Annotated in this window: 19 protein-coding genes and 1 pseudogene; 6 read left to right on the plus strand and 14 right to left on the minus strand. The window is 74.2% G+C overall.

All coding sequences use genetic code 11. The features are described from left to right. Positions 1-119 precede the first annotated feature (119 nt). Positions 120-413: a hypothetical protein gene (locus tag JIX56_RS42075; protein ID WP_257548983.1), complete on the plus strand. Its 294-nt coding sequence runs from the start codon at positions 120-122 to the stop codon at positions 411-413. A gap of 167 nt (positions 414-580) precedes the next feature. Here the strand turns inward: JIX56_RS42075 and rfaE2 are convergent, their stop codons facing one another. From rfaE2 to JIX56_RS42120, 9 genes are all read right to left on the minus strand, one after another. Beyond that, entirely contained in the window at positions 581-2,080 is a 1,500-nt protein-coding gene (gene rfaE2, locus JIX56_RS42080) for a D-glycero-beta-D-manno-heptose 1-phosphate adenylyltransferase (protein ID WP_257548984.1), read from the minus strand. Then, complete coding sequence (locus tag JIX56_RS42085) at positions 2,077-2,736, minus strand: D-sedoheptulose-7-phosphate isomerase (protein WP_257548985.1); 660 nt, start codon at positions 2,734-2,736, stop codon at positions 2,077-2,079. Before JIX56_RS42085 ends, rfaE2 begins: the two co-directional genes overlap by 4 nt. A 158-nt stretch (positions 2,737-2,894) precedes the next feature. Beyond that, on the minus strand, positions 2,895-4,163 hold the full coding sequence (locus tag JIX56_RS42090; protein WP_257548986.1) for a glycosyltransferase: 1,269 nt from the start codon (positions 4,161-4,163) through the stop codon (positions 2,895-2,897). Then, on the minus strand, positions 4,160-5,125 hold the full coding sequence (locus JIX56_RS42095; protein ID WP_257548987.1) for a glycosyltransferase: 966 nt from the start codon (positions 5,123-5,125) through the stop codon (positions 4,160-4,162). Before JIX56_RS42095 ends, JIX56_RS42090 begins: the two co-directional genes overlap by 4 nt. Next, positions 5,122-6,267, minus strand: a complete 1,146-nt coding sequence (locus JIX56_RS42100) for a glycosyltransferase family 9 protein (RefSeq protein ID WP_257548988.1) — start codon at positions 6,265-6,267, stop codon at positions 5,122-5,124. The genes JIX56_RS42095 and JIX56_RS42100 overlap by 4 nt, the downstream gene beginning before the upstream one ends. Then, positions 6,264-6,893, minus strand: a complete 630-nt coding sequence (locus JIX56_RS42105; RefSeq protein ID WP_257548990.1) for a D-glycero-alpha-D-manno-heptose-1,7-bisphosphate 7-phosphatase — start codon at positions 6,891-6,893, stop codon at positions 6,264-6,266. Before JIX56_RS42105 ends, JIX56_RS42100 begins: the two co-directional genes overlap by 4 nt. Continuing rightward, a complete protein-coding gene (locus JIX56_RS42110) occupies positions 6,890-7,993 on the minus strand; it encodes a glycosyltransferase family 2 protein (RefSeq protein WP_257548992.1) in 1,104 nt (367 codons plus the stop codon). Before JIX56_RS42110 ends, JIX56_RS42105 begins: the two co-directional genes overlap by 4 nt. Then, positions 7,990-9,654, minus strand: coding sequence for a carbamoyltransferase family protein (locus tag JIX56_RS42115; protein ID WP_257548994.1), 1,665 nt, complete (start codon positions 9,652-9,654; stop codon positions 7,990-7,992). The genes JIX56_RS42110 and JIX56_RS42115 overlap by 4 nt, the downstream gene beginning before the upstream one ends. 128 nt (positions 9,655-9,782) lie before the next feature. Further along, a complete protein-coding gene (locus JIX56_RS42120) occupies positions 9,783-10,766 on the minus strand; it encodes an NAD-dependent epimerase/dehydratase family protein (protein ID WP_257548996.1) in 984 nt (327 codons plus the stop codon). Positions 10,767-11,437: 671 nt separating this feature from the next. Here JIX56_RS42120 and JIX56_RS42125 point away from each other — a divergent pair. Further along, the gene (locus JIX56_RS42125) at positions 11,438-12,001 is read left to right on the plus strand and encodes a hemerythrin domain-containing protein (RefSeq protein WP_257548997.1); all 564 of its coding nucleotides are present in this window, start codon (positions 11,438-11,440) and stop codon (positions 11,999-12,001) included. Positions 12,002-12,121: 120 nt separating this feature from the next. Here JIX56_RS42125 and JIX56_RS42130 read toward each other — a convergent pair whose 3' ends face one another. The 4 genes and pseudogenes from JIX56_RS42130 to JIX56_RS42145 form a co-directional block, all read right to left on the minus strand. Then, on the minus strand, positions 12,122-12,292 hold the full coding sequence (locus JIX56_RS42130; RefSeq protein WP_257548998.1) for a hypothetical protein: 171 nt from the start codon (positions 12,290-12,292) through the stop codon (positions 12,122-12,124). Between the two features lie 157 nt (positions 12,293-12,449). Then, positions 12,450-13,334, minus strand: coding sequence for an SDR family oxidoreductase (locus JIX56_RS42135; RefSeq protein ID WP_257548999.1), 885 nt, complete (start codon positions 13,332-13,334; stop codon positions 12,450-12,452). Positions 13,335-13,657: 323 nt separating this feature from the next. Then, positions 13,658-14,344, minus strand: coding sequence for a GAF and ANTAR domain-containing protein (locus tag JIX56_RS42140; RefSeq protein WP_257549000.1), 687 nt, complete (start codon positions 14,342-14,344; stop codon positions 13,658-13,660). Between the two features lie 206 nt (positions 14,345-14,550). Continuing rightward, a pseudogene (locus JIX56_RS42145) lies at positions 14,551-14,805 on the minus strand (SDR family NAD(P)-dependent oxidoreductase); the annotation flags it as partial. A gap of 285 nt (positions 14,806-15,090) precedes the next feature. On the opposite strand from JIX56_RS42145, the gene JIX56_RS42150 reads away from it, so the two are divergent. After that, positions 15,091-16,251: an aromatic acid exporter family protein gene (locus JIX56_RS42150; RefSeq protein ID WP_257549001.1), complete on the plus strand. Its 1,161-nt coding sequence runs from the start codon at positions 15,091-15,093 to the stop codon at positions 16,249-16,251. Positions 16,252-16,351: 100 nt separating this feature from the next. Here JIX56_RS42150 and JIX56_RS42155 read toward each other — a convergent pair whose 3' ends face one another. After that, on the minus strand, positions 16,352-17,476 hold the full coding sequence (locus JIX56_RS42155) for a PP2C family protein-serine/threonine phosphatase (protein ID WP_257549002.1): 1,125 nt from the start codon (positions 17,474-17,476) through the stop codon (positions 16,352-16,354). 344 nt (positions 17,477-17,820) lie between these two features. Here JIX56_RS42155 and JIX56_RS42160 point away from each other — a divergent pair, with 344 nt between their 5' ends. The 3 genes from JIX56_RS42160 to JIX56_RS42170 all read left to right on the plus strand — a co-directional run bounded on the left by JIX56_RS42160 (position 17,821) and on the right by JIX56_RS42170 (position 21,253). After that, a complete protein-coding gene (locus JIX56_RS42160; RefSeq protein WP_257549003.1) occupies positions 17,821-19,533 on the plus strand; it encodes an IlvD/Edd family dehydratase in 1,713 nt (570 codons plus the stop codon). 8 nt (positions 19,534-19,541) lie between these two features. Then, on the plus strand, positions 19,542-19,724 hold the full coding sequence (locus tag JIX56_RS42165) for a hypothetical protein (protein ID WP_257549004.1): 183 nt from the start codon (positions 19,542-19,544) through the stop codon (positions 19,722-19,724). A gap of 140 nt (positions 19,725-19,864) precedes the next feature. Next, positions 19,865-21,253 carry an LCP family protein gene (locus JIX56_RS42170; RefSeq protein ID WP_443031970.1) on the plus strand — a complete coding sequence of 463 codons (1,389 nt, stop codon included), beginning with the start codon at positions 19,865-19,867 and terminating at the stop codon, positions 21,251-21,253. Positions 21,254-21,285: the final 32 nt, after the last annotated feature.

A 21,285-nucleotide genomic window follows, 5' to 3' on the forward strand; every position in this document is an offset into this window, starting at 1 on the left:
GGGGCCCAGCCACGCCGGGCAGCGGGCCGGACCCGCGTCCGGTGGTGGACCGGGGGGCACCGAGGGCCCTCCGGTCGGCGGAGTCCGGGCGGCTTGTCGGCCGGGGTGTGAGGCGGGCCGTGCATCGACGGGCCGTTGCCGTGCGGATCCACCGCGAGGTCGGGCGGGAGCCGGTCCCGTCGAGCTCCACCGGCACCGCGCGCCCGGCGGCGGCGGACGTCGGCGGCAGCCGGCCCACCAAGCCGGTCGCCGCCACCGCCGGCCGTGCGGGCGCGGCGCCCGGCGAGCACGATCTCGTGACGGGACAGTCGTCGTCGCAGGGGTCGCGATGCGGGCGCGGCGAGCGCGATCTCGTGACGGGACAGTCGTCGTCGCAGGGCCGTGACGTGGGCGCGGCGAGCACGATCTCGTGACGGGACAGTCGTCGTCGCAGGGCTCGCGACGTGGGCGCGGCAGTGCGCAGGCCGCCGAGCACGAGCGCGCGGAGCACCAGCGCCCGCGGATGTCCCTCCGCGCCCTCGCCCCGCCCTGGACGGACTCTCATGCGTGCGCTCCCGTCCGGTGTCGTGGCGGATCACGGTCACCGGCCCCGGGGCTTCGAGGGGCCGATCGGTACGGCGGCCCGTGCCGCCCGGCGGGCGAGCAGGGTGGTCGAGCGACCGTCGAGGTACGGCAGGACGACCGCCTGGCCGCCCCACGCGCGCAGCACCTCCGCCTCGGGGAGGTCCTGGACGGCGTAGTCGCCGCCCTTGACCCAGACGTCGGGCCGCAGCCGCCGCAGCAGCGCCTCGGGCGTGTCCTCCTCGAAGACCACGACCGCGTCGACGCTGCCGAGGGCCGCGAGCACCCGGGCACGGTCGGCCTGCGGGGTGAGCGGCCGGTCAGGGCCCTTGCGGCGGGCGAGGGACGCGTCCGAGTTGAGGCACACGATCAGACAGTCGCCGATGCGCCGGGCGCTCTCCAGCAGGCCCACATGGCCGGCGTGCAGCAGGTCGAAGCAGCCGCCGGTGGCCACCACCGTGCCGCCGCGCGCCCGCACCCGCTCCGCCAGCGCGAACGCGTCGCCACCCGGCTCCTCGACCGGCTGGGCCGCGCGTTCCGCGCACCACAGCGCCGGGTTGCCCGCGCCGCCCGCCGCGACGAACGCGGCGGCCTCGGCGACCGCCCGCTGGACGGCCTCCTCCGGGAGCGCGCCCTCCGCGAGCGCCGCGACCGTCGCGGCCGCGAAGCAGTCGCCCGCACCGCACGGATCGCCGACGGCCCGGTAGGGCGCCGGGACCAGCATCGGCGTGCCGCCGCCGGCCCCGGTCAGCAGCGCGCCCCGCTCGCCCAGCGTCACGGCCACCCCCGCCGCCCGCCAGCGGTCGGCCAGTTCGGCGCCCCGCTCGGCGTACGCGCGCAGCGAGGCGTCCTCGCCTGCGGGCAGGGCAGGCGCCCGGGTCGGGGCTTCCCCCGCGCGCCGGCTCTGGGCCTGTGTGATGTCCGGGCGCGTCGATGTCTCCCCGCCGGGGCACAGGACCCGCGTCTCGGCCGCGTTCGGCGTGACGAGCCGCGCGCCGGGGACGGGAGCGCCGCCCTTGGGGTGGGGGTCCCACACCAGGGGCGTCCGGGGAGCGACGGCCGCCAGGAGATCCCGTACGGCGTCCGCCGTGCGTCGGCCGTAGTCGGCGACCAGGACCGCGGCGGCCCCCTCCAGCGCCTCCCGCACGGCCGCGTCCGGTGTGCCGGGCGTGCCACCGCCCCGGTCCATCCGGACGACGGGGCGGCCGCCCGCGAGGACCCGGGTCTTCACCGGGAGGGTGCCGTCCAGGGGCAGTTCGACGAGCCGGACCCGGCCGCCCAGCTCCCGGCGCACGACGTCGCCGGCCTCGTCGTCGCCCAGCGCGGTCACCAGCAGCACGTCACGACCGTCCCCGGCCGCCAGCGCGGCGGCGAGTCCGGCGCCGCCCGGGCGGCACCGGCTGCCGGTGACGTCCACGACGGGCGCGGGCGCGTCCGGGGACAACCGGGTGGCCGTGCCCTCGATGTCCTCGTCGAGCAGAGTGTCCCCGACGACCACGAGCGGCCCGCGCCCGGTCATGACACCCTCCCCCGGGCCGGTACCGGACGACGGGTCCCGGCGCCGACGGCGGATCCGAGCGGTGGCTCGGCGAGGGCGGCGTCGAAGCACTCGCACAGCAGGTGCACCGCGACCAGGTGGGCCTCCTGGACGGTCGCCGTGCTGTCGGCGTCGATGGCCAGCGTCTCGTCGGCGGCGTCGGCCAGCGGATTGGGCGAGGGCCCGGTCATCGCCCAGACCCGCAGGCCCGCCCGGCGGCCCGTGACGGCCGCGGTGATCAGGTTGGCGCTGCGGCCGGACGTGGACAGCAGCAGAAGCAGATCTCCGGGGCGGCCGTGGGCGGAGACCTGCCGGGCGAAGACATGGTCGAAGCCGTAGTCGTTGCCGATCGCCGTCACGCTGGAGGTCTCCGCGTGCAGGGCGATCGCCGAGTACGCCGGCCGTTCCTGCCGGTAGCGGCCCACCAGTTCGGCGGTCAGGTGCTGGGCCTGGGCGGCGCTGCCGCCGTTGCCCGCCGCGAGCAGTCTGCCGCCGGTCGCCAGGACGCCGGCGAGCAGGCCGCCCCACTCGGCGATCCGGCCGAGGCTGTCGCGGCGGAGCCGGCCGAGGGTCTGTTCCAGGGACCGGCAGTGCAGGTGCGCGGCGTCCAGTACGGGGGTCGTGGGGAATTCAGCCATGGTGATCGGGTGCGCCGCGTCACGGGGACGGCGGCCTGACCCGCACCTCCTTCGGACCTCGGGGATTCGCGGTCCCGGTGCCGTGGCCGGCGAAGTGCCGGGACTGTGGGACACGGCGGAGTACCGGGACTGTCGGGCACGGCGGAGTGCCGGGACGGTCAGACCACGCCGGTCATGGCGGGCCGGGCGTCGACGACCTCCTCGTACGCCGCCTCGGTCGCCGCGGCGACGCGGTCCCAGCAGTAGCGGCGCAGCACGCGACGGCGGCCGGTCTCCCCGCAGGCCGCGCGGGCCGCGGGGCCGGCGAGGAGTTCGCCCACGGCGCGCGCGAGCGACCCCGGGTCGCGCGGCGGCACCAGCCGCCCGGTGCCCGGGTCGGCGACCGTGTCGAGCTGCCCGCCCACCGCGCTGGCGACCACCGGCCGGCCGCAGGCCATCGCCTCCAGCGGGACGATGCCGAACGGCTCGTAGTCCGCGGGGCACACCACCACGTCGGCGCCGCGCAGCAGCGGCGGCACCTCCTGGCTGGGCACCCCGCCGGTGAAGCGGACCCGGTCCGCCACCCCCGCCTCGTCGGCGAGGGCGCGCAGCCTGCGGACCTCCGGGTCGTCGTCGAGCCGGTCCGCCGGGGGGCCGCCGGCCACCACGAGTTCGACGTCGGGCAGCAGGGCGAGGGCGGCGACCGCGACGCCCGCGCCCTTGCGCGGGACCAGCCGCCCCAGCTGCAGGATCCGGTGGGGGAGGGATCCACGCGCCATGGCGGGGCCGCGCGGGGTGAACAGGTCGGTGTCCACCCCGCAGGGCACGATCGTGGCCTGACCGGCCGGCACGCCCATGCGGGCGAGTTCGTCGACCTCGTCGCGGCAGGTGGCGATGATCCGGTCGCAGCCGAGACCCACGTTCCGCTCCAGCGCGATGCGCGCGGGCGGGCTCGTGTCGGCGAGCTGCTGGTGCCGTCGCTTCACCGCGCCCAGCGCGTGGTACGTGTGCAGCAGCGGCAGCCCCAGCTCGCGGGCGGCACGCAGGGAGGCGACACCCGACATCCAGAAGTGCGAGTGCACCACGTCCGGCGGCCGCTCCCGCCACACGCGGACCAGATGGCGTGCGAAGTCCCCCATGTACGGCAGGAGTTCGTCCTTCGGAACCTGCTCCGGCGGGCCGGCGGGCACATGGTGCACCTCCACCCCGGCACGCATGCGCACCCGGTCCGGCAGGTCCGGCGCGTCGCGGCGGGTGTACACGGTCACCTCGTGGCCCCGGTCGGCCAGGGTGCAGGCGAGCGCGGCGACGTGGACGTTCTGCCCGCCCGCGTCCACTCCGCCGAGGACGGCGAGGGGGCTCGCGTGCTCCGAGACCAGTGCGATCGACCGGGGGCGCGGAGCGGGGGTGACGCTGCCGAGCCGGAAAGGGGTGAGGATCGAGTTCATGAGCGCGCCTCCGTCATCACACGCTCCCAGTCGTCCAGGAAGCGCTTGAGCCCGTAGCGTTCGAGGGCCGCCTGCCGGGCGCGCGCACCGTCGGCGGCCGCCGCTGCGGGGTCCTCCAGATAGAGGCGTGCGGCCCGGGCCAGCACCTCGGGCCGGGTGGACAGGGTGCCGGCGCCCGGCGGGACCGCCTCGACGGCCTCGGTGGTGGCGAGGGCCACGACCGGCATGCCCAGATGCATCGCCTCCAGCAGGGAGAGCCCGAGCGACGTCCAGCGCACCGGGTGCAGATACAGGCGGCGTTCGGCCAGGGCGGCGTGCAGCTCGTGCTGCGGCAGGTCGGCGCCGCGACAGCGTTCCTCCGGCAGGCCGAGCCGCGCGGCGAGCCCCTCGGTGCGCATGCCGAACACGTCCAGAGGGGCGGCGTCGGCGAGGGCGGGCAACAGGTCGGTGCCGGTGTGACGGCCGCGCCGCACCGGCTCGTTGACCACGACGGCCGCGCGCGCGAGCCGCCCGGTGTACTGATGGCCCGGGTCGACGATGCCGTGCTCGATCACCTCGGTGCGGGTGGAGCCGCAGTCCCAGAACAGCCGGTTGAAGTGGGTGACATGAACGAGCGTCAGGTCGTCGCGGTCGGCGAACGGGTGCCGGGTGTTCGGGACGTCGCCGTCCGGGGCGTTGTGCTCCAGATGGACGGCGGGTACGTCGCGCCCGGGACGGCGACCGCCCAGCCATCGCTCGGCGAGCTCCAGTTCGTGCGGCCGTTGCAGGATCACCAGGTCCACCGGTGTCTCCCGCAGCTCCTCGGGCGTCACCTCGCGCACCGAGGCCGGCCAGGAGAACGTACGGGCCCGGCCGAGGCCGTCCGGCCCGCGGTCCGGCGTGACCGGAACGAGGTAGGTGTGCGGGCCCTGCACGAAGGCCGTGGTCCAGGAGCCGTGCACGTGCCACAGCAGGATGTTCATACGGTCGCTCCTCGTTCGGTCGCTCCTCGTTCCGTCGCGAGGCCGCGACCCGGCCCGTACGCCGGGCCGGCGGTGGGGCCCCACGGGTCGGGTCGGGCGGTCCGGCCGCCGTCGTGATCGGTGAGGCCGCCGAGGGCCGCGACGGCCGCGAGGACCTGCCCGTCGCCGATCCCGTCGAGGCAGGGGTGCCCGGCCACCGGGCAGCTCCGGGCCCGGCTCCCGGCACACGCGGCGTCCTGGTCCCCGAGCAGGACGTGCGGCACGCCGTACGGGCCCCAGCACTCGGCCGGCACCACCGGGGCGAACAGACAGACGACGGGGGTGCCCACCGCGGCGGCCAGATGCGTCGGCCCGGTGTTGCCGACGACGACCACGCGCGCCCCGGCGAGGACTCCGGCCAGCTGCCGCAGGTCGGTGACCCCGCCCAGGTCCAGCGCGTGCCCGCCCGCCACGTACGAGGTGAGGTCGCGCTCGCCCCGGCCCCCGGTCACCACCACCCGGTGGCCCGCGGCGGACAGGGCGGCGGCGGCCCGTGCCGCACGGTCCGGGCTCCACGCGCGGGCCGGCACCGCGGCGCCCGGGTGGAGCACGACGTACGGCTCAGGGCCGGTCAGGTGCGCGGTGTCCGGCGGCGGCTGCACCCGCAGCGCCCCGTCGTCGCCGGGAGGCAGCGCGAATCCCGCGTCGCGCGCCAGATCCAGGGCGGCCAGGGCCTCGTGACGGTGGGCCCGCCGGTGGTGGCGCAGGTCGAGCAGGGCGCCCGGGTAGTCCTCGCTGTCCGCGGCGGTCCAGCCGACCCCGGCCAGCTTCAGCAGCAGCGCGACCGGCAGCGGGCTCTGGTGGTACGACACCAGCACCAGCGCGCGGTCGAAGCGCCGGGCCGACAACTCCTGGACCAACCGGTCCGTCACGGCCCGCGACAGCGGCGGCGGCTCCAGACCCACCCACGGGGCGTCGTACTCGATCACCTCGTCCACGCCCGGCAGCAGGCGCCCGGCCGCGACTCCCCGGGGGCCGCACAACAGCGCGGTGTGGGAGGAACCCTCGGCCACCGCGCGGACGGCGGGACCCGCCAGCAACACGTCACCGGCGCTGTCTAGGCGGACGACGAGGGTGCGGGGGAGAGGGGTGGCCGTACTCATCGCCGGCCTCCCGCGGTCGCCACGTCGGGCCGGTCGGCACCGGTCCCGGGGCCCAGCACCAGCCGCACCGCCCCCAGCAGGTCGTCGGCCACGCGGTCGGCGGCGGCGATCTCCGCGCGCCGGGTCACGGGAGTCGGCACCAGCACCCCGCGCGCGCCCGCTCCACGGGCCGCGGCCAGGTCGGCGCCGATGTCCCCGATGACGACGGCGCGCCGGGCCCGTACGCCGAGCCGGTCGCAGGCGGCGAGCACCAGACCCGGGGCTGGCTTGCGGCACGGGCACCCGTCGTCCGGCCCGTGCGGGCACACCGCCCAGATGTCGAACGGGCCGAGCAGGTCCTCCACCCGCCGCCGTACGGCGTCCACCTGACGGTATGTCAGCAGCCCCCGGGCGACGCCCGGCTGGTTGCTCACGACGCCGACCGGGACGCCCCGCTCGCGCACGGCCGCGACGGCCTCCCGGGCCGACGGCATGGGCTCGACCCGCCCGGGGTCGCCGTTGTAGGGCACGTCGGCCACCAGCGTGCCGTCCCGGTCGAAGAGGACGGCCTCCGGGACGCCCGTCCCGACCCCGCCCGCCACCGGTGTGGGCGAGCCGAACAGCCAGGGCGCCAGGACGCCGGTCATGACCGCACCCCTTCCTCAACTTCCTCAACGGCCACGCGTACCGAGGGCGCGGCCGGCCGGAACGCCGCCGTCCCCCGGTGCGCGAACTGTCCGCGCAGCCGGTGCCAGGTGGCGGCGGGCGGTATGACCACGCTGGTCAGCGCCATGGCGACGATCTCGTCCCGCGTACGCGGCCCCGGCGTGATCCGGGCCACCGCGAACTCGGCCGTGCCCGCCAGCCAGCCGGCGGCGCAGAGCGCGGCGGCGCGTGGCCGCCCGAGGACGGCGCAGGTCAGGGAGGCCGCGGCGAGCGCGGTCACCGCCAGATGCCCGGGCAGGCGCCCCCGTGGCGCCCCGGCCCGCTCCCACCAGTCCCGGCCGTGCCGCCGCGTCATCAGCACGTCGTCGGCGTTGCCCGCCTGCAGCCGTACGGAGACCCAGCGGTCCGCCGGACGCACGGGGTGCCGCGTGCGGCGGTCCCCGGCGGTCAGTGTCCAGCCGGCGCCCAGCACGCGCAGCGCGAGGTCCGCGTCCTCCCGGAAGGCCCGCCGAAAGCGCTCGTCGAAGCCGTCCACGGCCTCCAGCGCCTCCCTGCGGTACGCCATGTCGGCGGTGATCCACCGGGCCGTTGCCAGCCCCGCCGTGTTGCGCTCCCAGTCCGTGGGCCGCCGCCCCGCCGGAAGCGGTACCTCGATCCGGGCGGTGACCCCGGCGCTGTCGGGCGGCGCGGTGGCCAGGTCCAGGGCGAGGTCGTCCGCCCAGGACGGCCCGGGCACCACGTCGTCGTCGAGGAAGACGATCCAGGGCACCCGGCCGGCCGCCCGCCACCCGGTGTTGCGTGCGGCGGCCGGTCCCTCGGCGCGTCCCTTCACCAGGGTCGTGACGTCCCGCAGGGACGGGGGGATCTCCGGGGCGAGCGGCGCGCCGTCCGGCTCCGGGTGGTCGTCGACGACGACCACCCGGACCGGCATCGGTCCCTCGGACCGGGCCAGTGCCTGCAGACACGCCCGCAGACTCGGACGCCCGAGCGTCGGGACCACCACGGCGTACGCGCCGCTCCCGTCACCGGAGCCCGTCCGGTCGTCGGGGTGCGCGTGCCGCTGCCGGGTGACGTCGCTCATCGGGCCGCTCCCTCGCCGCCGGTGCCGAAGAGGCCCTGCCGCCGCACCGCGTACGGGCCGATCGCCAGCAGGTCGACCGGGGACGAACCGAAGCACTCCAGCGCGTCCCGGGGATCGTCGACCATGGGCCGACCCGCCGTGTTCAGGCTGGTGTTGACCACCACGGGCAGTCCGGTCAGCTCCTCGAAGGCGCCGAGCACGCGGGCCACCAGCGGTTCCCGGCCGGCGTCCACGGTCTGGATCCGGGCCGTCCCGTCGACATGCACGACGGCGGGTATCCGCTCACGCCACTCGGGCGCCACGTCATGCACGAACAGCATGTACGGACTCGGCAGCGGGCCGTCGAAGATCTCCCCGGCCCGGTCGGCGAGGACCATCGGCGCGACCGGCCGGAACTGCTCGCGGCCCTTGACGTCGTTGAGCCGTTCCAGATTGCCCGCGTGCCCGGGGTGGGCGAGCAGGGAGCGGTGGCCGAGCGCCCTCGGCCCGTACTCGGAGCGGCCCTGGAACCAGGCGACGATGTCGTTGTCCGCCAGCGACCGGGCCACGGTCGCGGCGATGTCCGCCGGCCGCTCGAAGGGCACGCCCGCCGTCTTCAGCCAGGCCCCGAGTTCGGCGTCCGACCAGTCCCGGCCCAGATCCGCGCCCGGCATGGGCTCCGGCTCCTCGCCCTCGGCCGCGGCGAGCAGCAGCGCGCCGCCCAGCGCCGTCCCGGCGTCACCGGCGGCCGGCTGCACCCACACCCGGGAGAAGGGGCCTTCGCGGGCGATCCGGGAGTTGGCGACACAGTTCAGGGCGACGCCTCCGGCGAGGGTCAGCGTGCTGTCGTGGGTCCTCCCGTGCAGCCAGCGCACGAGGTCGAGCAGGGTCTCCTCCAGGACCGCCTGGGCACTGGCCGCGACATCGGCGTGCTCCCGCGTCCACGGCTCGTCCGGGCCGCGTGGCGGGCAGAGTTCGTGCCAGGGCACGCCCGTGGCACGGAACCCGCCGTCGCCGGTGGGGTGTACGTGACGACGCAGCTCGGGCAGCATGCGCGGGGTGCCGTGCGAGGCGAGGGCCATCACCTTGAACTCGTCGGAGGAGCGCAGGAACCCCAGGTGCTCGGTCAGCTCCTCGTACACCAGCCCGAGGGAATGGGGCAGTTCCTGCGCGTACAGGGGTTCCAGCCGGTCGCCGACGCGGTGCGCGGCCAGATGGGAGGCGCGTTCGCCGCGGCCGTCCAGCACCAGAACGGAGGAGTTCCCGGCATCCGGCGCGCCGAACGCGCTCGACGCGGCGTGGGCCATGTGGTGCGGTACGAAGCGGACGATGCCGGGGTCGAGTCCGGGCAGGGCCGACTCCAGGAACCCCGGGGCCTCGCGCGCGTACGTCTGCCGCAGGTGGTCCCACGGGTCGTCGAGGCCCATGTCCTGTGCGGGCCGGGCGAGTTGGGGGTCGTAGGAGTAGGTGACCGCGTCGAGGTCCTGGGGGCGCAGTCCCGCCCGGGTCAGACACCAGGCGGCGGCCTTCTCCGGCACCTCCCAGGCGGCGAACGGCACCGGCCGCTTGCCGTGCTTGCGCCGGGAGAACCGCTCCTCCTCGGCGGCGGCGACGGTACGGCCGTCGATCACGAGCGCGGCGGCGGGGTCGTGGAACAGCGCGTTGATTCCGAGAATGCGCATCAGGACGGAACCTTTCGGCGAGGGGATGACGCCGGTGCCGGAGCGCGGTGAAGGCCGACGGGACGATCCGGTACCGGGCGCGCGAAGGGCCGACGGGGGCGATCGGGTGCCGGTGCTCGGGCCGGGGATCAGCGCGGCGGGGGCGCCGCCGCGTGCTCCGCCTCGGCGCGGAACCAGGCGATCGTGCGGCGCAGCCCTTCCACGGGCGTCACCCGCGGTTCCCAGCCGAGCTTGTCGTGGGCGAGAGTGATGTCCGGACACCGCAACGCCGGGTCGTCGGTGGGGCGTTCGACGAAGCGGATCTCGGAGTCGGACCCGGTGAGGTCGATGACCAGGCGGGCCAGGTCGAGCATGGTGATCTCGCCGGGGTTGCCGATGTTCACCGGGCCGCGCATGCCGTGGGCCGCCGCCGCGAGCACACCGCGCACGGTGTCGTCGACGTAGCACAGCGAGCGGGTCTGCCGCCCGTCCCCGGTGACCGTGAGGGGCTCGCCGGCGAGCGCCTGCCGGACGAACGTCGGTACCGCGCGGCCGTCGTGACCCCGCATCCGCGGGCCGTAGGTGTTGAACAGACGCACGATGCCGGTGTCGGTCCCCTTCGCGTCGGCGTGGGCGGTGGTCAGCGCCTCGCCGAAACGCTTGGCCTCGTCGTACACACTCCGTGGTCCGACGGGGTTCACATGGCCCCAGTAGCGTTCGTCCTGCGGATTCTGCTGAGGGTCTCCGTACACCTCGGACGTGGAGGCGAGCAGGAAGCGGGCTCCGGACGCGTGGGCGAGTTCCAGGGCGTGACGTGTTCCCAGGCTGCCGGTGTCCATCGTGTGCAGGGGCAGGCGGAGATAGTCGGCGGGGGACGCGGGGGACGCGAAGTGCAGGACCAGGTCGGGGGACCGCTCCACCGGGATGCCCTCCGAGACGTCGGCCCGCAGCATGGTGAATCCAGGACGGTCCATGAGCGCGGCGACGTTGTCGAGACGGCCGGTACTGAGGTCGTCGACGCACGTGACGTCCACACCCGAGTCCAGCAGTTCCGTACACAAGTGCGAACCGACGAAACCCGCACCGCCGGTGACGACTGCGTGCTGCCAGTTCGGTGAGAAGACGGTGGTCATGGCGATCTCCTCCGTACGCGGTGACGGCGCAGCGCTTCCTGGGCGGGCCGGGCATGGCGGCGCGCCGCTTCAGGCGGCTCACGGGGATCAGTGGTCCGGCGCGGGGTCTTGCGGGACCGGTCACCACGACGCTGTGGTGGAGGCCCCCGGGCAAGGTCGCCCAGCGCGGGACGGGCGATGAACGCCAGGGCGGTGAAGAGCCCCGGTGTGGCTCCCCCGCATCGCTGTCGGAACGATGGCTGGATGCGCACCGCCGGCGGAGGACGCCCGAGAAACGAGTTTCACATGTACTGGTCTCGCTCGCGACCGGTGAGGCTCTGTGGCCCTCGGTCACGTTGCTGACGCCGTCGCATGACTGTCATGCGCACCGAAGTTCCTACGGGACCGTGACTCATGCAGACGAGTTCCGTCCGGTCGCCGGAGTGAGCGGGCGAGCCGCGTGGCTGGGCCGTTCGTGGGTACTTGGGGCCGCGTCCGAGGACATCGGCCGGAACCGTCGGCGAGGAGTCGGCGCAGGCCACAGGAGCGGCCGTGCCCCGGTCGGTCGGGTCCGGCCGGACGGCCCTCCGTGGCGTCAATGCCTCGTATGCGGGGGCCGAGGCGTTTCACTGGCCCCCGCAAGGGTGCCCGCCGGGACGAACGGCCGGGAGCAGCAGGAGAGGAGCAAGGACATGGGACACGGCGGAGACGTCATCGCTGAACTGACCAGGGATCACGAGGAAGTGGAGGAGATGTTCGGCGAGATCGAGGCACTGCCCTCCGGTGACCCCCAGCGCAAGCAGTACGCGGACAAGGTCACCATCGAACTGGTGCGTCACTCGGTCGCCGAGGAGGCCTACCTCTACCCGGCGGTCCGCGAGCACGTCGCGGACGGTGACATGGTCGCCGACCGGGAACTCGAGGACCACGCCCAGGCCGAGCGCACCATGAAGGACCTGGAGCGGTGCGAGGCCGACGACCCCGAGTTCGACCGGCTGATCACCCGGCTGATGAGCGAGATCCGTTCGCACATCCAGGACGAGGAGGACAACCTCTTTCCCCGACTGCGCGAGTCCTGTTCGGCGGACGTCCTCAACGGCCTCGGCGAGAAGGTCCGCACGGCCAAGAAGACGGCGCCGACCCGGCCCCACCCGGCGGCCCCGGACACCCCTCCGGCCAACAAGCTGCTCGCCCCCGGCATGGGCCTCGTCGACCGGATGCGCGACGCGCTGACCGGCCGCGGAAAGGGCGACTGACACCCGGGCCGGGCACGGCGGCGGCCCGCGCTTCCGCGGGCCGGCCACGGCGAAAGGCCGGCAGAGGACAGTTCCGGCTGTCCCCTGCCGGCCTTCTCGGTCCCGTCCGCGGACCGAAGGTCAGTCGTCACCCCTGACGATGGTCTGCTCCGCCTCGGCCTCCGGCGTACGGCGGGCATTCCTGCCCGTGAGAGCGGGAAGGCACGTGCGTACGCCCTTCCCACGCCGGCGCCGGGCCTCCGCCCAGCCGCTCTCACGGACGACGAGTTTCTCGACGGTGTGCGTGCTCACGACGGCTCATCTTCTTTCCGATCCCGGGGCCGGCCGTAGGCCCTTCGACGTGTGCGCCCTCGGGTTCCCAGCGACGGAGAGCCCAAACCGCGGTGCCACCGCGCCACTCCAGCGGCTTCAACACCATCTCCTCGACGGGGCCTTGCGCAGCCGGTCCTCAGGGCAGGGGCGTGCCGCCGGTGGCGTTGAGGATTTCCGCCGTGATGAAGCTCGCCCGCTCGGAGGCCAGGAACACGTAGGCGGGTGCCATTTCGGCGGGCTGGGCGGGCCGGCCCAGCGGTGCCCGCTTCCCGAACTCCTTCGTGTCCGGGAGCGTCGCCGGGATCAGCGGCGTCCATACGGGCCCCGGTGCCACCGCGTTGACACGGATGCCGTCCGAGGCGACCATCTGCGCCAGCCCCTGGGTGAACGTCACGATCGCGCCCTTGGTCATGGCGTAGTCGAGAAGGTGCGGACTGGGCTTGTACGCCTGCACGGAGGTGGTGTTGATGATCGACCCACCCGCGGGGATGTGCGGCAGGGCCGTCCGGCACAGCCAGAACATGCCGTAGAGGTTGGTCCGTAGGACCCGGTCGAACTGCTCCGTGGAGATGGCCTCGATGCCGTCGGGCTGCGCCATCTGATAGGCGGCGTTGTTGACCAGCACGTCGATCCGGCCGAACTCGGCGACCGCCCGTTCGATCAGGGCACGGCACTGTTCCTCGTCGCGGACGTCGCAGGGGACGGCGACCGCCTTCCGTCCGGCGTCCTCGACGAGCCGGGCCGTCTCCCGGGCGTCCTCGGCCTCCTCCGGCAGATGGGAGAAGAGGACGTCCGCGCCCTCCCGGGCGTACGCCAGAGCAACCGCCCGGCCGATACCGGAGTCCCCGCCGGTCAGCACCGTCCTGCGGTCCTTGAGCAGCCCGCTGCCACGGTAGGAGTCCTCCCCGTGGTCGGGCGGCGGGTCCATGGGGCCGGTCCAGCCGGGATGCTCCTGGTCCTGCTGCGGAAAGTCCGGCTGGGGATGCCGCTCGACCGGGTTCTGCCGCTCGTCGTCGCTCATGAGCACGGTCCTTCGTCGCGTGGGTGCGTAAGGGGGCCCGGGCCTCCGTGTGACCCGCGCCGGGTACCCGCACCGATCTGCTTCTACGCGGTACTCGTGAGCCGGCCGGGAGCAGCGGGCGGGCCGTGAGGGCCCGGGCGACGCCGTGGAGGTCGGCGGCCATGGTGTCGTCGTCCTGAGGTGCGTCGTGCGGCGGAGGTGTGGGGAGGCGGGGGCGGGGGACTTGATGTGCAGGTCGGGTCAGGCGGCGTTCCCCTGGGGGCCGGCCCGGCCAGGCTTCTCTGGTTCTGACAGCGTGCCGGAGGAGCCGTCCCCCGAGGTCGTCAGAGGCTGCCCTGCTCGCAGACGCGGCGGGCGACCTCGCGGAGCTTGATGTTGTTCTCCTGCGAGTAGCGGCGCAGCACGTCGAACGCCTCCGCCTCGGTGAGGTGGTGGCTGCCCATGAGGATGCCCATGGCCTCGCCGATCACATGGCGGGTGGTGAGGGCCCGCTCCAGCTGGGCGTGGGTCCGGGCGCTGGAGAAGGCGACCGCCGCGTGGGAGGCGAGCAGCCACCCGGCCAGCTCACTGACCTCGGTGAACGCGCCGGGCTCACGGGAGTAGAGGTTCAGGGCGCCGAGGTGCTCGTCCTCGGTGAACAGCAGGAAGCCCATCATGCTGCCCACGCCCAGCCGACGGGCCCGTGGGGCATAGGCGGGCCAGCGCGGCTGCTCACCGCAGAGGTCGGCGATGCGGAAGACCCGCTCTCCGTCCGAGCTGCGGGCGGCGTCGAAGCACGGCCCTTCGCTCAGCCGTTCCTGCAGCCGGTCGCTGTCGGCGACCAGCCTGTCGGTGGGCGCGAGTGTCTCCACCGTCGTTCCGCGCAGCACGAGAATGCCGGCCGCGTCACAGCCCTCCACCAGTTCGGTGGCCGAGGCGGTGATCCGCTCCAGCGTGGCCTCGACCGAACGCCGCGCCAGAAGATCCCGCGCCAATGACGCCATCTGCTGTGCGAACCGGTCCCAGTCCACACCGTCCTCCGCTTCACGCCGTCCGAGCAGGCCTCCTCCTCAGCCTCGCACGCGAGCGCCGTGGGGGCGGCCCCACAGCAGCCCCCACGTGGCCTCGGCGACGCGTCCGTCGCCGTGGCGTCCGGGGGTCTTCCGCCGCGGGGAGCGGCCACCAGGATGTACAGCCCGCCGAGCCGGGCCACCGTCCGCTCGACCGCGTCGCGGCAGAACGCCTTTTCCTTGAGGTCGCCGGGCAGCAGCAGGCACCGTCGGCCCTGTTCCTCCACCTCGTGCCGCACCTGCTCCGCGTCCGCGCGCTCGTCCGGCAGATGGACGATGGCGACGTCGGCGCCCTCCCGGGCGTAGAGAAGGGCGGCCGCCCGGCCGATGCCGGAATCACCGCCGGTGATCAGCGCGATCTTGTCCTGGAGCTTTGCGGCGGCGCGGTACCGGCTCGCCCGGTGACGCGGCGCGGTGCGCATCTCGGCCTCCAGGCCGGCCGCCGTTGCCTGTCCGAGTCGTAGGGCGGGGCGGGCTCGGCGGTGACCTGCGGTTCGGGCTGTTCCTGCTGGGACTGCAAGGTGTGCCTCTCGCCGGTGCTCTCCACGGCCGGGCACGCCGGTGCCCGCCGCGCCGTGCCGGCACGCCTCGCGTCCCCCCCCCTGACGGCGGCCAAGCCCCGCCCGTCGACGGGCCGTCGAGGCACGGACGCCGTGAAGTCGCCGTCGGCGGGTGCGTCTCGTACCTGGCGTGGCACTTGGTGTGACATGGAGTGGACTGGCAGGGCGGTACGGGCGGTTCGGCGGCGCGGCGGGGCCGCCGCGCAGACGGTGCGGCGGGCGTGGACGGGGCCGGGCCGTGAGCGGGATCTGGTGGCGCAGGCCGGCAAGGCGGCGCTGGCGGCCTGGGTGGCGTGGGCGGTGGCGGGCTGGTGGCTCGCGGCGCCGATGGCGTTCGTGGCGCCCTGGGTGGCCGTCGTACTGGTGGAGTCGACGGTGTACCGGTCGATCGCGCACGGGCTGCAGCAGCTCGCGGCGATCGCCGTGGGCACGGTGGTGGCGACGGCGGTGGCGCTCGTGCTGGACAGCACGATCGTCACGATGGCCCTGGTCCTGCCGACGGTGCTGCTGCTGCTGGGGCAGTGGCAGCGCCTGGGCAGCCAGGGCGTCTACGCCGCCACCGGCGCCCTCTTCGTGCTGACCAGCGGACAGATCACCGTCGCCGCGTCGGCCGCCCGTATCGCGGAGGCGGTCTTCGGCGCGATGGTCGGCGTCGCCGTCAACGCGCTGATCCGCCCTCCCGTGTATCTGCGCGACACCCGCTCCGCGCTGGAGGACGCCGCCCGTGAGGCCGACGAGATCCTGGACGCGGTGGCCGACGGGCTGGCCGCCGGCGAGTGGGACGCGCACGAGGCCGGGGACTGGCACGAGCGCGCACTGCGGCTGGGCCGCCTGGTCGACCAGGCGCGGTCGGCGATCGGCTGGAGCCGGGAGAGCATGCGCGTCAACCCCCGGGGCCGCCGCAAGCACGCCGTCTCCCCGCCCGGCAAGGTGTACGCCGACGCGCTGGCCGTGCTCGACTACGTCGCCGTCCACACCGCGGGCGTGACCCGGACGGTGTGGGAGACCGCCGACCACCGGGGGAAGGCGGCCCGGCCGAGCGCGGCCATCGCCCACCCGTACGCGGCCTTCCTGCGCCACACCGCCCGCGCCGTCCGGCTGTACAGCCGGACCCGATTCGCCCCGAGCGGCCACGACGACTCCGCCGCGCGGGAACTCCGCGAGGCCGTCGGCGAACTCCACCGCACACTCGACGAGTTCCGCCGCCGGCTACCGGGCGCCGTCTCGGACGACCCCGACGCACTGGTGACCTACGGAACGCTGCTGGCCCAGGCCCATCGCCTGGCCGATCAACTGGTCCAGGACTGACGCGAGACAGGTCGGTCACGGCGACGTTGTTGTCGGGGTTGTCGGGATCGCGACGGTGTGGGCGTTGCTGTCGTCGACGCTCTCCCCGTAGGCGGGCGCGTCATGGGCGCGGGGTGCGACGGACCGTCAGGACGGCGACGTCGTCGTGCCGGCCGCCGCTGCCCGCGTACGCGAGGGCGTCCTCGTACAGGGCTCGGGGCAGCTCGGTGGGGGAGAGGTCGAGGTGTTCGGCCAGGCGTTCGTCGACCGGGTAGAACGTGCCGTCGGCGGCGCGGGTCTCGGTGAGGCCGTCGGTGCTCAGCAGCAGCGTCGCGCCGTCCGGGAACGGGAACCAGCCCACGGTCGTGGGTTCGAGGGCGAGTTCGGCGAGACCGAGCGGGACGCCGGAGTCCAGCGTGGCCGTGGTGACCGAGCCCTCGTGCAGCACATGCGGCAGGATGTGCCCGCAGTTGACGGCCTGCGCTTCCTCGGTCAACGCGTCGATGCCGAGGACGAGGGCGGTGACGAAACGTTCGTCGTCGCCGGTGTGTTCGGCGTAGGAGTTGTGGCGGACCACGGCGGCGTCCAGGGCGTCGACGAGCGCGGTGAGCGTGGGCTCGCGGTGGGCCGCCTCACGGAAGGTGCCGATGACGGCGAACGCGGTGCCCACGGCGGCCAGCCCCTTCCCCTGGACGTCTCCGATCAGCACCCGGGTCCCCCAGGGCGAGGCCACGACGTCATAGATGTCGCCGCCGACGAGCCGGTCCTCCTGGAGAGGTTCGTAGACGCCGTTGACCAGCACGTCGTCGGTGAGCAGGGGGAGGGGGTGCAGGATGTGCCGCTGCATGGCCGCGGCCGTGGAGCGCAGCCGCACCATCTCGTGCTCGCGCCTGATCCGCCGGTGACAGGCGTACACCGAGGCCACGCCCAGGGCGAGGGTGAGCAGGACCAGCAGGAGCCGGTCGAGCCACCGGTCCGCGTCGGCGTTCCGCACCACCGCGGTGGTCGTGACGACCAGCGTGGTCCACGTGGCGACGAACGCCGTCTGCCGGACCGTGCACAGCGCCGACGCCGTCCCCGGCAGGAACACCAGCAGCCCGAGGAGCCACACCTCGGACCCGGACAGCACCCCGAGAGCCTCCACCAGCGCCGTCACCGCCAGCACGCCGAGGACCAGTGGGGCGTTGCCCGGGGGCTCGATGGCCTCGAAGGGCTCGACGGGTCTCTTCCGGCGGCTACCGGCCATGCGAACTCCCGGGCTGATCGTGATCTCCCCGTACGGTATGCCGGGCCCCTCCACGTGCGAGAACCGCCCCGCCGGACCGAGCCACCGAGTGCCCGCTGTCGGGACTCGACGTGGATCTTCGGCCCGTCCCCCGCCCCGGCCGGGCGTTCACCGGCGAGTACGGGGCCCACCTCGTCGGGAACCCGTCGCCGAGCTCGTAGCGCTCACGGGTGTGCCCACAAGTCGGCTGCTCCCGGCGCCGCCGGGCCGTCCTCGCCGAGGTCTGTCGAGCTCTCGTACGCCTGCGTATGCTTCATCGCGTTCCGGATCTCAGACCGCCGTACCGAATGTCGGAAGGCTCAAGGGTGACGCTCCGCAGCGCGCAGTGGTACGAGGGACAGGACCGCAACGCCTACATCCACCGGGCGTGGATGCGGCGGGGGGTGCCGGGTGACGCCTTCACCGGCCGGCCCCAGATCGCCATCGCCAACACCGCCTCGGACCTGACCCCTTGCAACGCGCATCTGAACGAGGTCGCGGCCTCGGTGCGCGACGGTGTGTACGAGGCGGGCGGCATCCCGCTGGACCTCCCGGTGGTGTCGCTGGGCGAGACACAGGTGCGGCCCACGGCCATGCTCTGGCGGAACATGGCGGCGATGGCCACGGAGGAGATGCTGCGGGCCAACCCCATCGACGGCGTCGTGCTGCTGGGCGGCTGCGACAAGACGATCCCGTCGCTGCTGATGGCGGCCGCCTCGGTGGACCTGCCCGCCGTGGTCGTGCCGGGCGGCCCGATGCTGACCGGGACCTTCCGGGGCAAGCCCCTGGGCTGCGGCACCGATGTGTGGCGGCTGTCGGAGGAGGTCCGGGCGGGCACGCTCTCCCAGGAGCAGTTCACCCGCTCCGAGTCGGCGATGATCCGCAGCCGGGGGCACTGCAACACGATGGGGACCGCGTCGACGATGGCGCTGGTGGCCGAGGCGCTGGGCACCGTCGTCCCGGGCGTGGCCGGGACTCCCGCCCCCGACAGCCGCCTCCTCGAGGCCGCGCACCACACCGGCCGGCTGGCCGTGGACCTGGTGGGCGCCGACCGGCGGCCGGGCACCTTCCTCACCAAGGCGTCCTTCCACAACGCGATCGTGGCGCTCGCGGCCATCGGCGGCTCCACCAACGCGGTCGTCCATCTCCTCGCCATCGCCGGCCGCGCGGGCGTCGACCTGTCCCTCGACGACTTCGACCGCATCGGCTCCCGCGTACCCGTCCTCGTGGACCTCCAGCCCGCCGGGCGTTTCCTCATGGAGGACTTCCACCGCGCCGGAGGCCTGCTCGCCGTCCTGCGTGAGGTCCGCGACCTGCTCGACCCCGACGCGCTGACCGTGACCGGCAAGCCGCTGGTCGACCACCTCGACGACGCGACCGTCTGGGACGCCGAGGTCATCCGCCCGCGCGCCGAACCACTGGTCGCCGAGGGCGGCATCGCCGTCCTGCGCGGCAACCTCGCCCCCGACGGCGCGCTCGTCAAACCGGCCGCCGCCTCCCCGCACCTCCTGCGCCACCGAGGGCGGGCCGTCGTCTTCGACTCCGTCGAGGACTTCCACGCCCGGATCGACGACCCGGACCTGGACGTCGACGCGGACTCCGTTCTCGTCCTGCGCGGCTGCGGCCCCAAGGGCTACCCGGGCATGCCCGAGGTCGCCAACATGCCCCTGCCGAAGAAACTCCTCGAACAGGGCGTCCGCGACATGGTCCGCGTCTGTGACGGCCGGATGAGCGGCACGGCGTACGGCACCGTCGTCCTGCACGTGGCACCCGAGGCGGCGGCCGGCGGCCCCCTCGCCCTCCTGCGGACCGGCGACTTCATCGTCCTCGACGTCCAGGCCCGCCGCATCGACGTCGACGTACCCGCCGACGAACTTGCCCGCCGGGAGCCGAACCGGGCCACGCTCGACGGCTTCGCCGACCCCCGACGCGGCTGGGAACGCCTCTACGTCGACCATGTCCTCCAGGCCGACACCGGCGCCGACCTCGACTTCCTCATCGGCTCCAGCGGCTCCCAGGTGAGCCGCGAATCGCACTGACGACGCCGGTGGGACGCCCCACCGCCGGGCAGCGGTCCGGCGGGGACGCGGCCACGCCCTTGCGCAGGCTTTCGACGCTCGACCTCGCCGAACCGGTCGAGGATCCGTGGTGGCCGGCCCGGCTGGAGCCGGACGACGAGCGACTGCTGCGTGAGCTGCTGGGTGGGACGCGGGGCGAAGGGGACGCCTGAGGCCTGCCCGGGCGGGGTGAGACGAGTCGGACGCCTGTACGTATATCTACCTGGATGTAGAGTCCTGGGGTTCGGTGATCAAGTGCCGGACGCGCAGGGGGTAGTCGACCGGCCGGGTGCGGCCGAGGCGGGGGAGGCCGGTGAGTGGTACGGGAAGGCGGCGCGCGGGTGGCGGTGGCGGGGGGACGCGACTGACGCGGCGGGGCCGGACGGTGAGCTGGCTCGCGGGCAGCGCGGCCCTGCTCGTCCTCGGTGTCGGAGGTGTCGGTGCCTGGGTCTACAAGGACCTGGACAACAACATCACCGGCGCCGATGTCGACGGCAAGCTCGGCGGGGACCGCCCGGTCAATCTCAGCCCGGGCTCCAAGAACATCATGGTCGTCGGCTCGGACAGTCGGGACGGGGCGAACGCGCGGTACGGCGGCGACGGCCTGACCACCATGCAGTCGGACACGCTGATGGTGCTGCACGTCCCGGCGAACCGGGAGTGGGCGACCGTGGTGTCGTTCCCGCGTGACTCATGGGTCGAGATATCCGCGTGCGACAAGGGGGACGGCAGCACCTCCAGTCCGCACCTGGCGAAGATCAACGAGGCGTTCGCGATCGGCGGTGCGAGCGGCGAGGTCGCCGGGGCCGCCGCCTGCTCGATCAGGACGGTCGAGGAGAACACCGGACTGCGCATAGACAGCTTCATGTCGGTCGACTTCCAGGGCTTCAAGGGGATGGTCGACGCCCTGGACGGCATCGAGGTCTGCCCCGAGCAGGCCATCAAGGACAAGAAGGCCCGCCTCGACATGGAGGCCGGCTGTCAGACCGTCGAGGGCGAGAAGGCGCTCGGCTACGTACGGACCCGCTACGCCGTCGGCGACGGCTCCGACATCGGACGCATCGGACGCCAGCAGGAGTTCATGGAGGCCCTGGCCGCCAAGGCCAAGTCGAAGCTGACCAGCCCCACGTCGCTCTACGACTTCCTGCAGTCCGCCACCAAGTCCCTGACCACGGACGAGGACCTCGCCGGCATCGACCCGCTCTACGACCTCGCCTCCGAGCTCAAGGGCATCCCGAGCGACCGGCTGACCTTCCTGACGGTCCCCAACTACCCCCGCGAGGCGGACGTCCCCACCGACAAGGCCAACATCGTCTGGCAGTACCCGCAGGCCGCCGACCTGTTCACCTCCCTCGCCAAGGACAAGGAGGTCGACAAGAAGCGGCTGCAGGCACAGGCGAAGAACGACCTGGTCTACGCGTCCGCCGTACGCGTCCAGGTCCTCAACGGCACCGGTGTCACCGGGCGAGCGGGCGCCGTCGCCGAGAAGCTGCGCGAGGCGGGCTTCACCGTCGTCGGCACGGGCAACGCGCCCGAGAACACCGACGAGACCACGGTCGCCTACCCGGCCGACCTCACCCAGCAGGCGAAGGTCCTCACCTCGCGGCTGCCCGACACCAGGGCCACGCGGTCCGCGGACGCCGCCGCGGGGGTCGTGACCCTGGTCGTGGGGCCGGACCTCGACCTGGAGGAACTGCGGTGACCTGACGGACCTGTCGGCCCGTCAGCCGCCGC

This window comes from Streptomyces sp. CA-210063 (assembly GCF_024612015.1).
GTDB lineage: Bacteria > Actinomycetota > Actinomycetes > Streptomycetales > Streptomycetaceae > Streptomyces.

Coding starts and splice junctions, on each gene's coding strand:
- JIX56_RS42090 (WP_257548986.1), bottom strand. CDS start 4,163: ATGAACTCGATCCTCACCCCTTTCCGGCTCGGCAGCGTCACCCCCGCT.
- rfaE2 (WP_257548984.1), bottom strand. CDS start 2,080: ATGACCGGGCGCGGGCCGCTCGTGGTCGTCGGGGACACTCTGCTCGAC.
- JIX56_RS42135 (WP_257548999.1), bottom strand. CDS start 13,334: ATGAGCGACGACGAGCGGCAGAACCCGGTCGAGCGGCATCCCCAGCCG.
- JIX56_RS42150 (WP_257549001.1), top strand. CDS start 15,091: ATGGAGTGGACTGGCAGGGCGGTACGGGCGGTTCGGCGGCGCGGCGGG.
- JIX56_RS42125 (WP_257548997.1), top strand. CDS start 11,438: ATGGGACACGGCGGAGACGTCATCGCTGAACTGACCAGGGATCACGAG.
- JIX56_RS42085 (WP_257548985.1), bottom strand. CDS start 2,736: ATGGCTGAATTCCCCACGACCCCCGTACTGGACGCCGCGCACCTGCAC.
- JIX56_RS42105 (WP_257548990.1), bottom strand. CDS start 6,893: ATGACCGGCGTCCTGGCGCCCTGGCTGTTCGGCTCGCCCACACCGGTG.
- JIX56_RS42120 (WP_257548996.1), bottom strand. CDS start 10,766: ATGACCACCGTCTTCTCACCGAACTGGCAGCACGCAGTCGTCACCGGC.
- JIX56_RS42155 (WP_257549002.1), bottom strand. CDS start 17,476: ATGGCCGGTAGCCGCCGGAAGAGACCCGTCGAGCCCTTCGAGGCCATC.
- JIX56_RS42115 (WP_257548994.1), bottom strand. CDS start 9,654: ATGCGCATTCTCGGAATCAACGCGCTGTTCCACGACCCCGCCGCCGCG.
- JIX56_RS42110 (WP_257548992.1), bottom strand. CDS start 7,993: ATGAGCGACGTCACCCGGCAGCGGCACGCGCACCCCGACGACCGGACG.
- JIX56_RS42100 (WP_257548988.1), bottom strand. CDS start 6,267: ATGAGTACGGCCACCCCTCTCCCCCGCACCCTCGTCGTCCGCCTAGAC.
- JIX56_RS42095 (WP_257548987.1), bottom strand. CDS start 5,125: ATGAACATCCTGCTGTGGCACGTGCACGGCTCCTGGACCACGGCCTTC.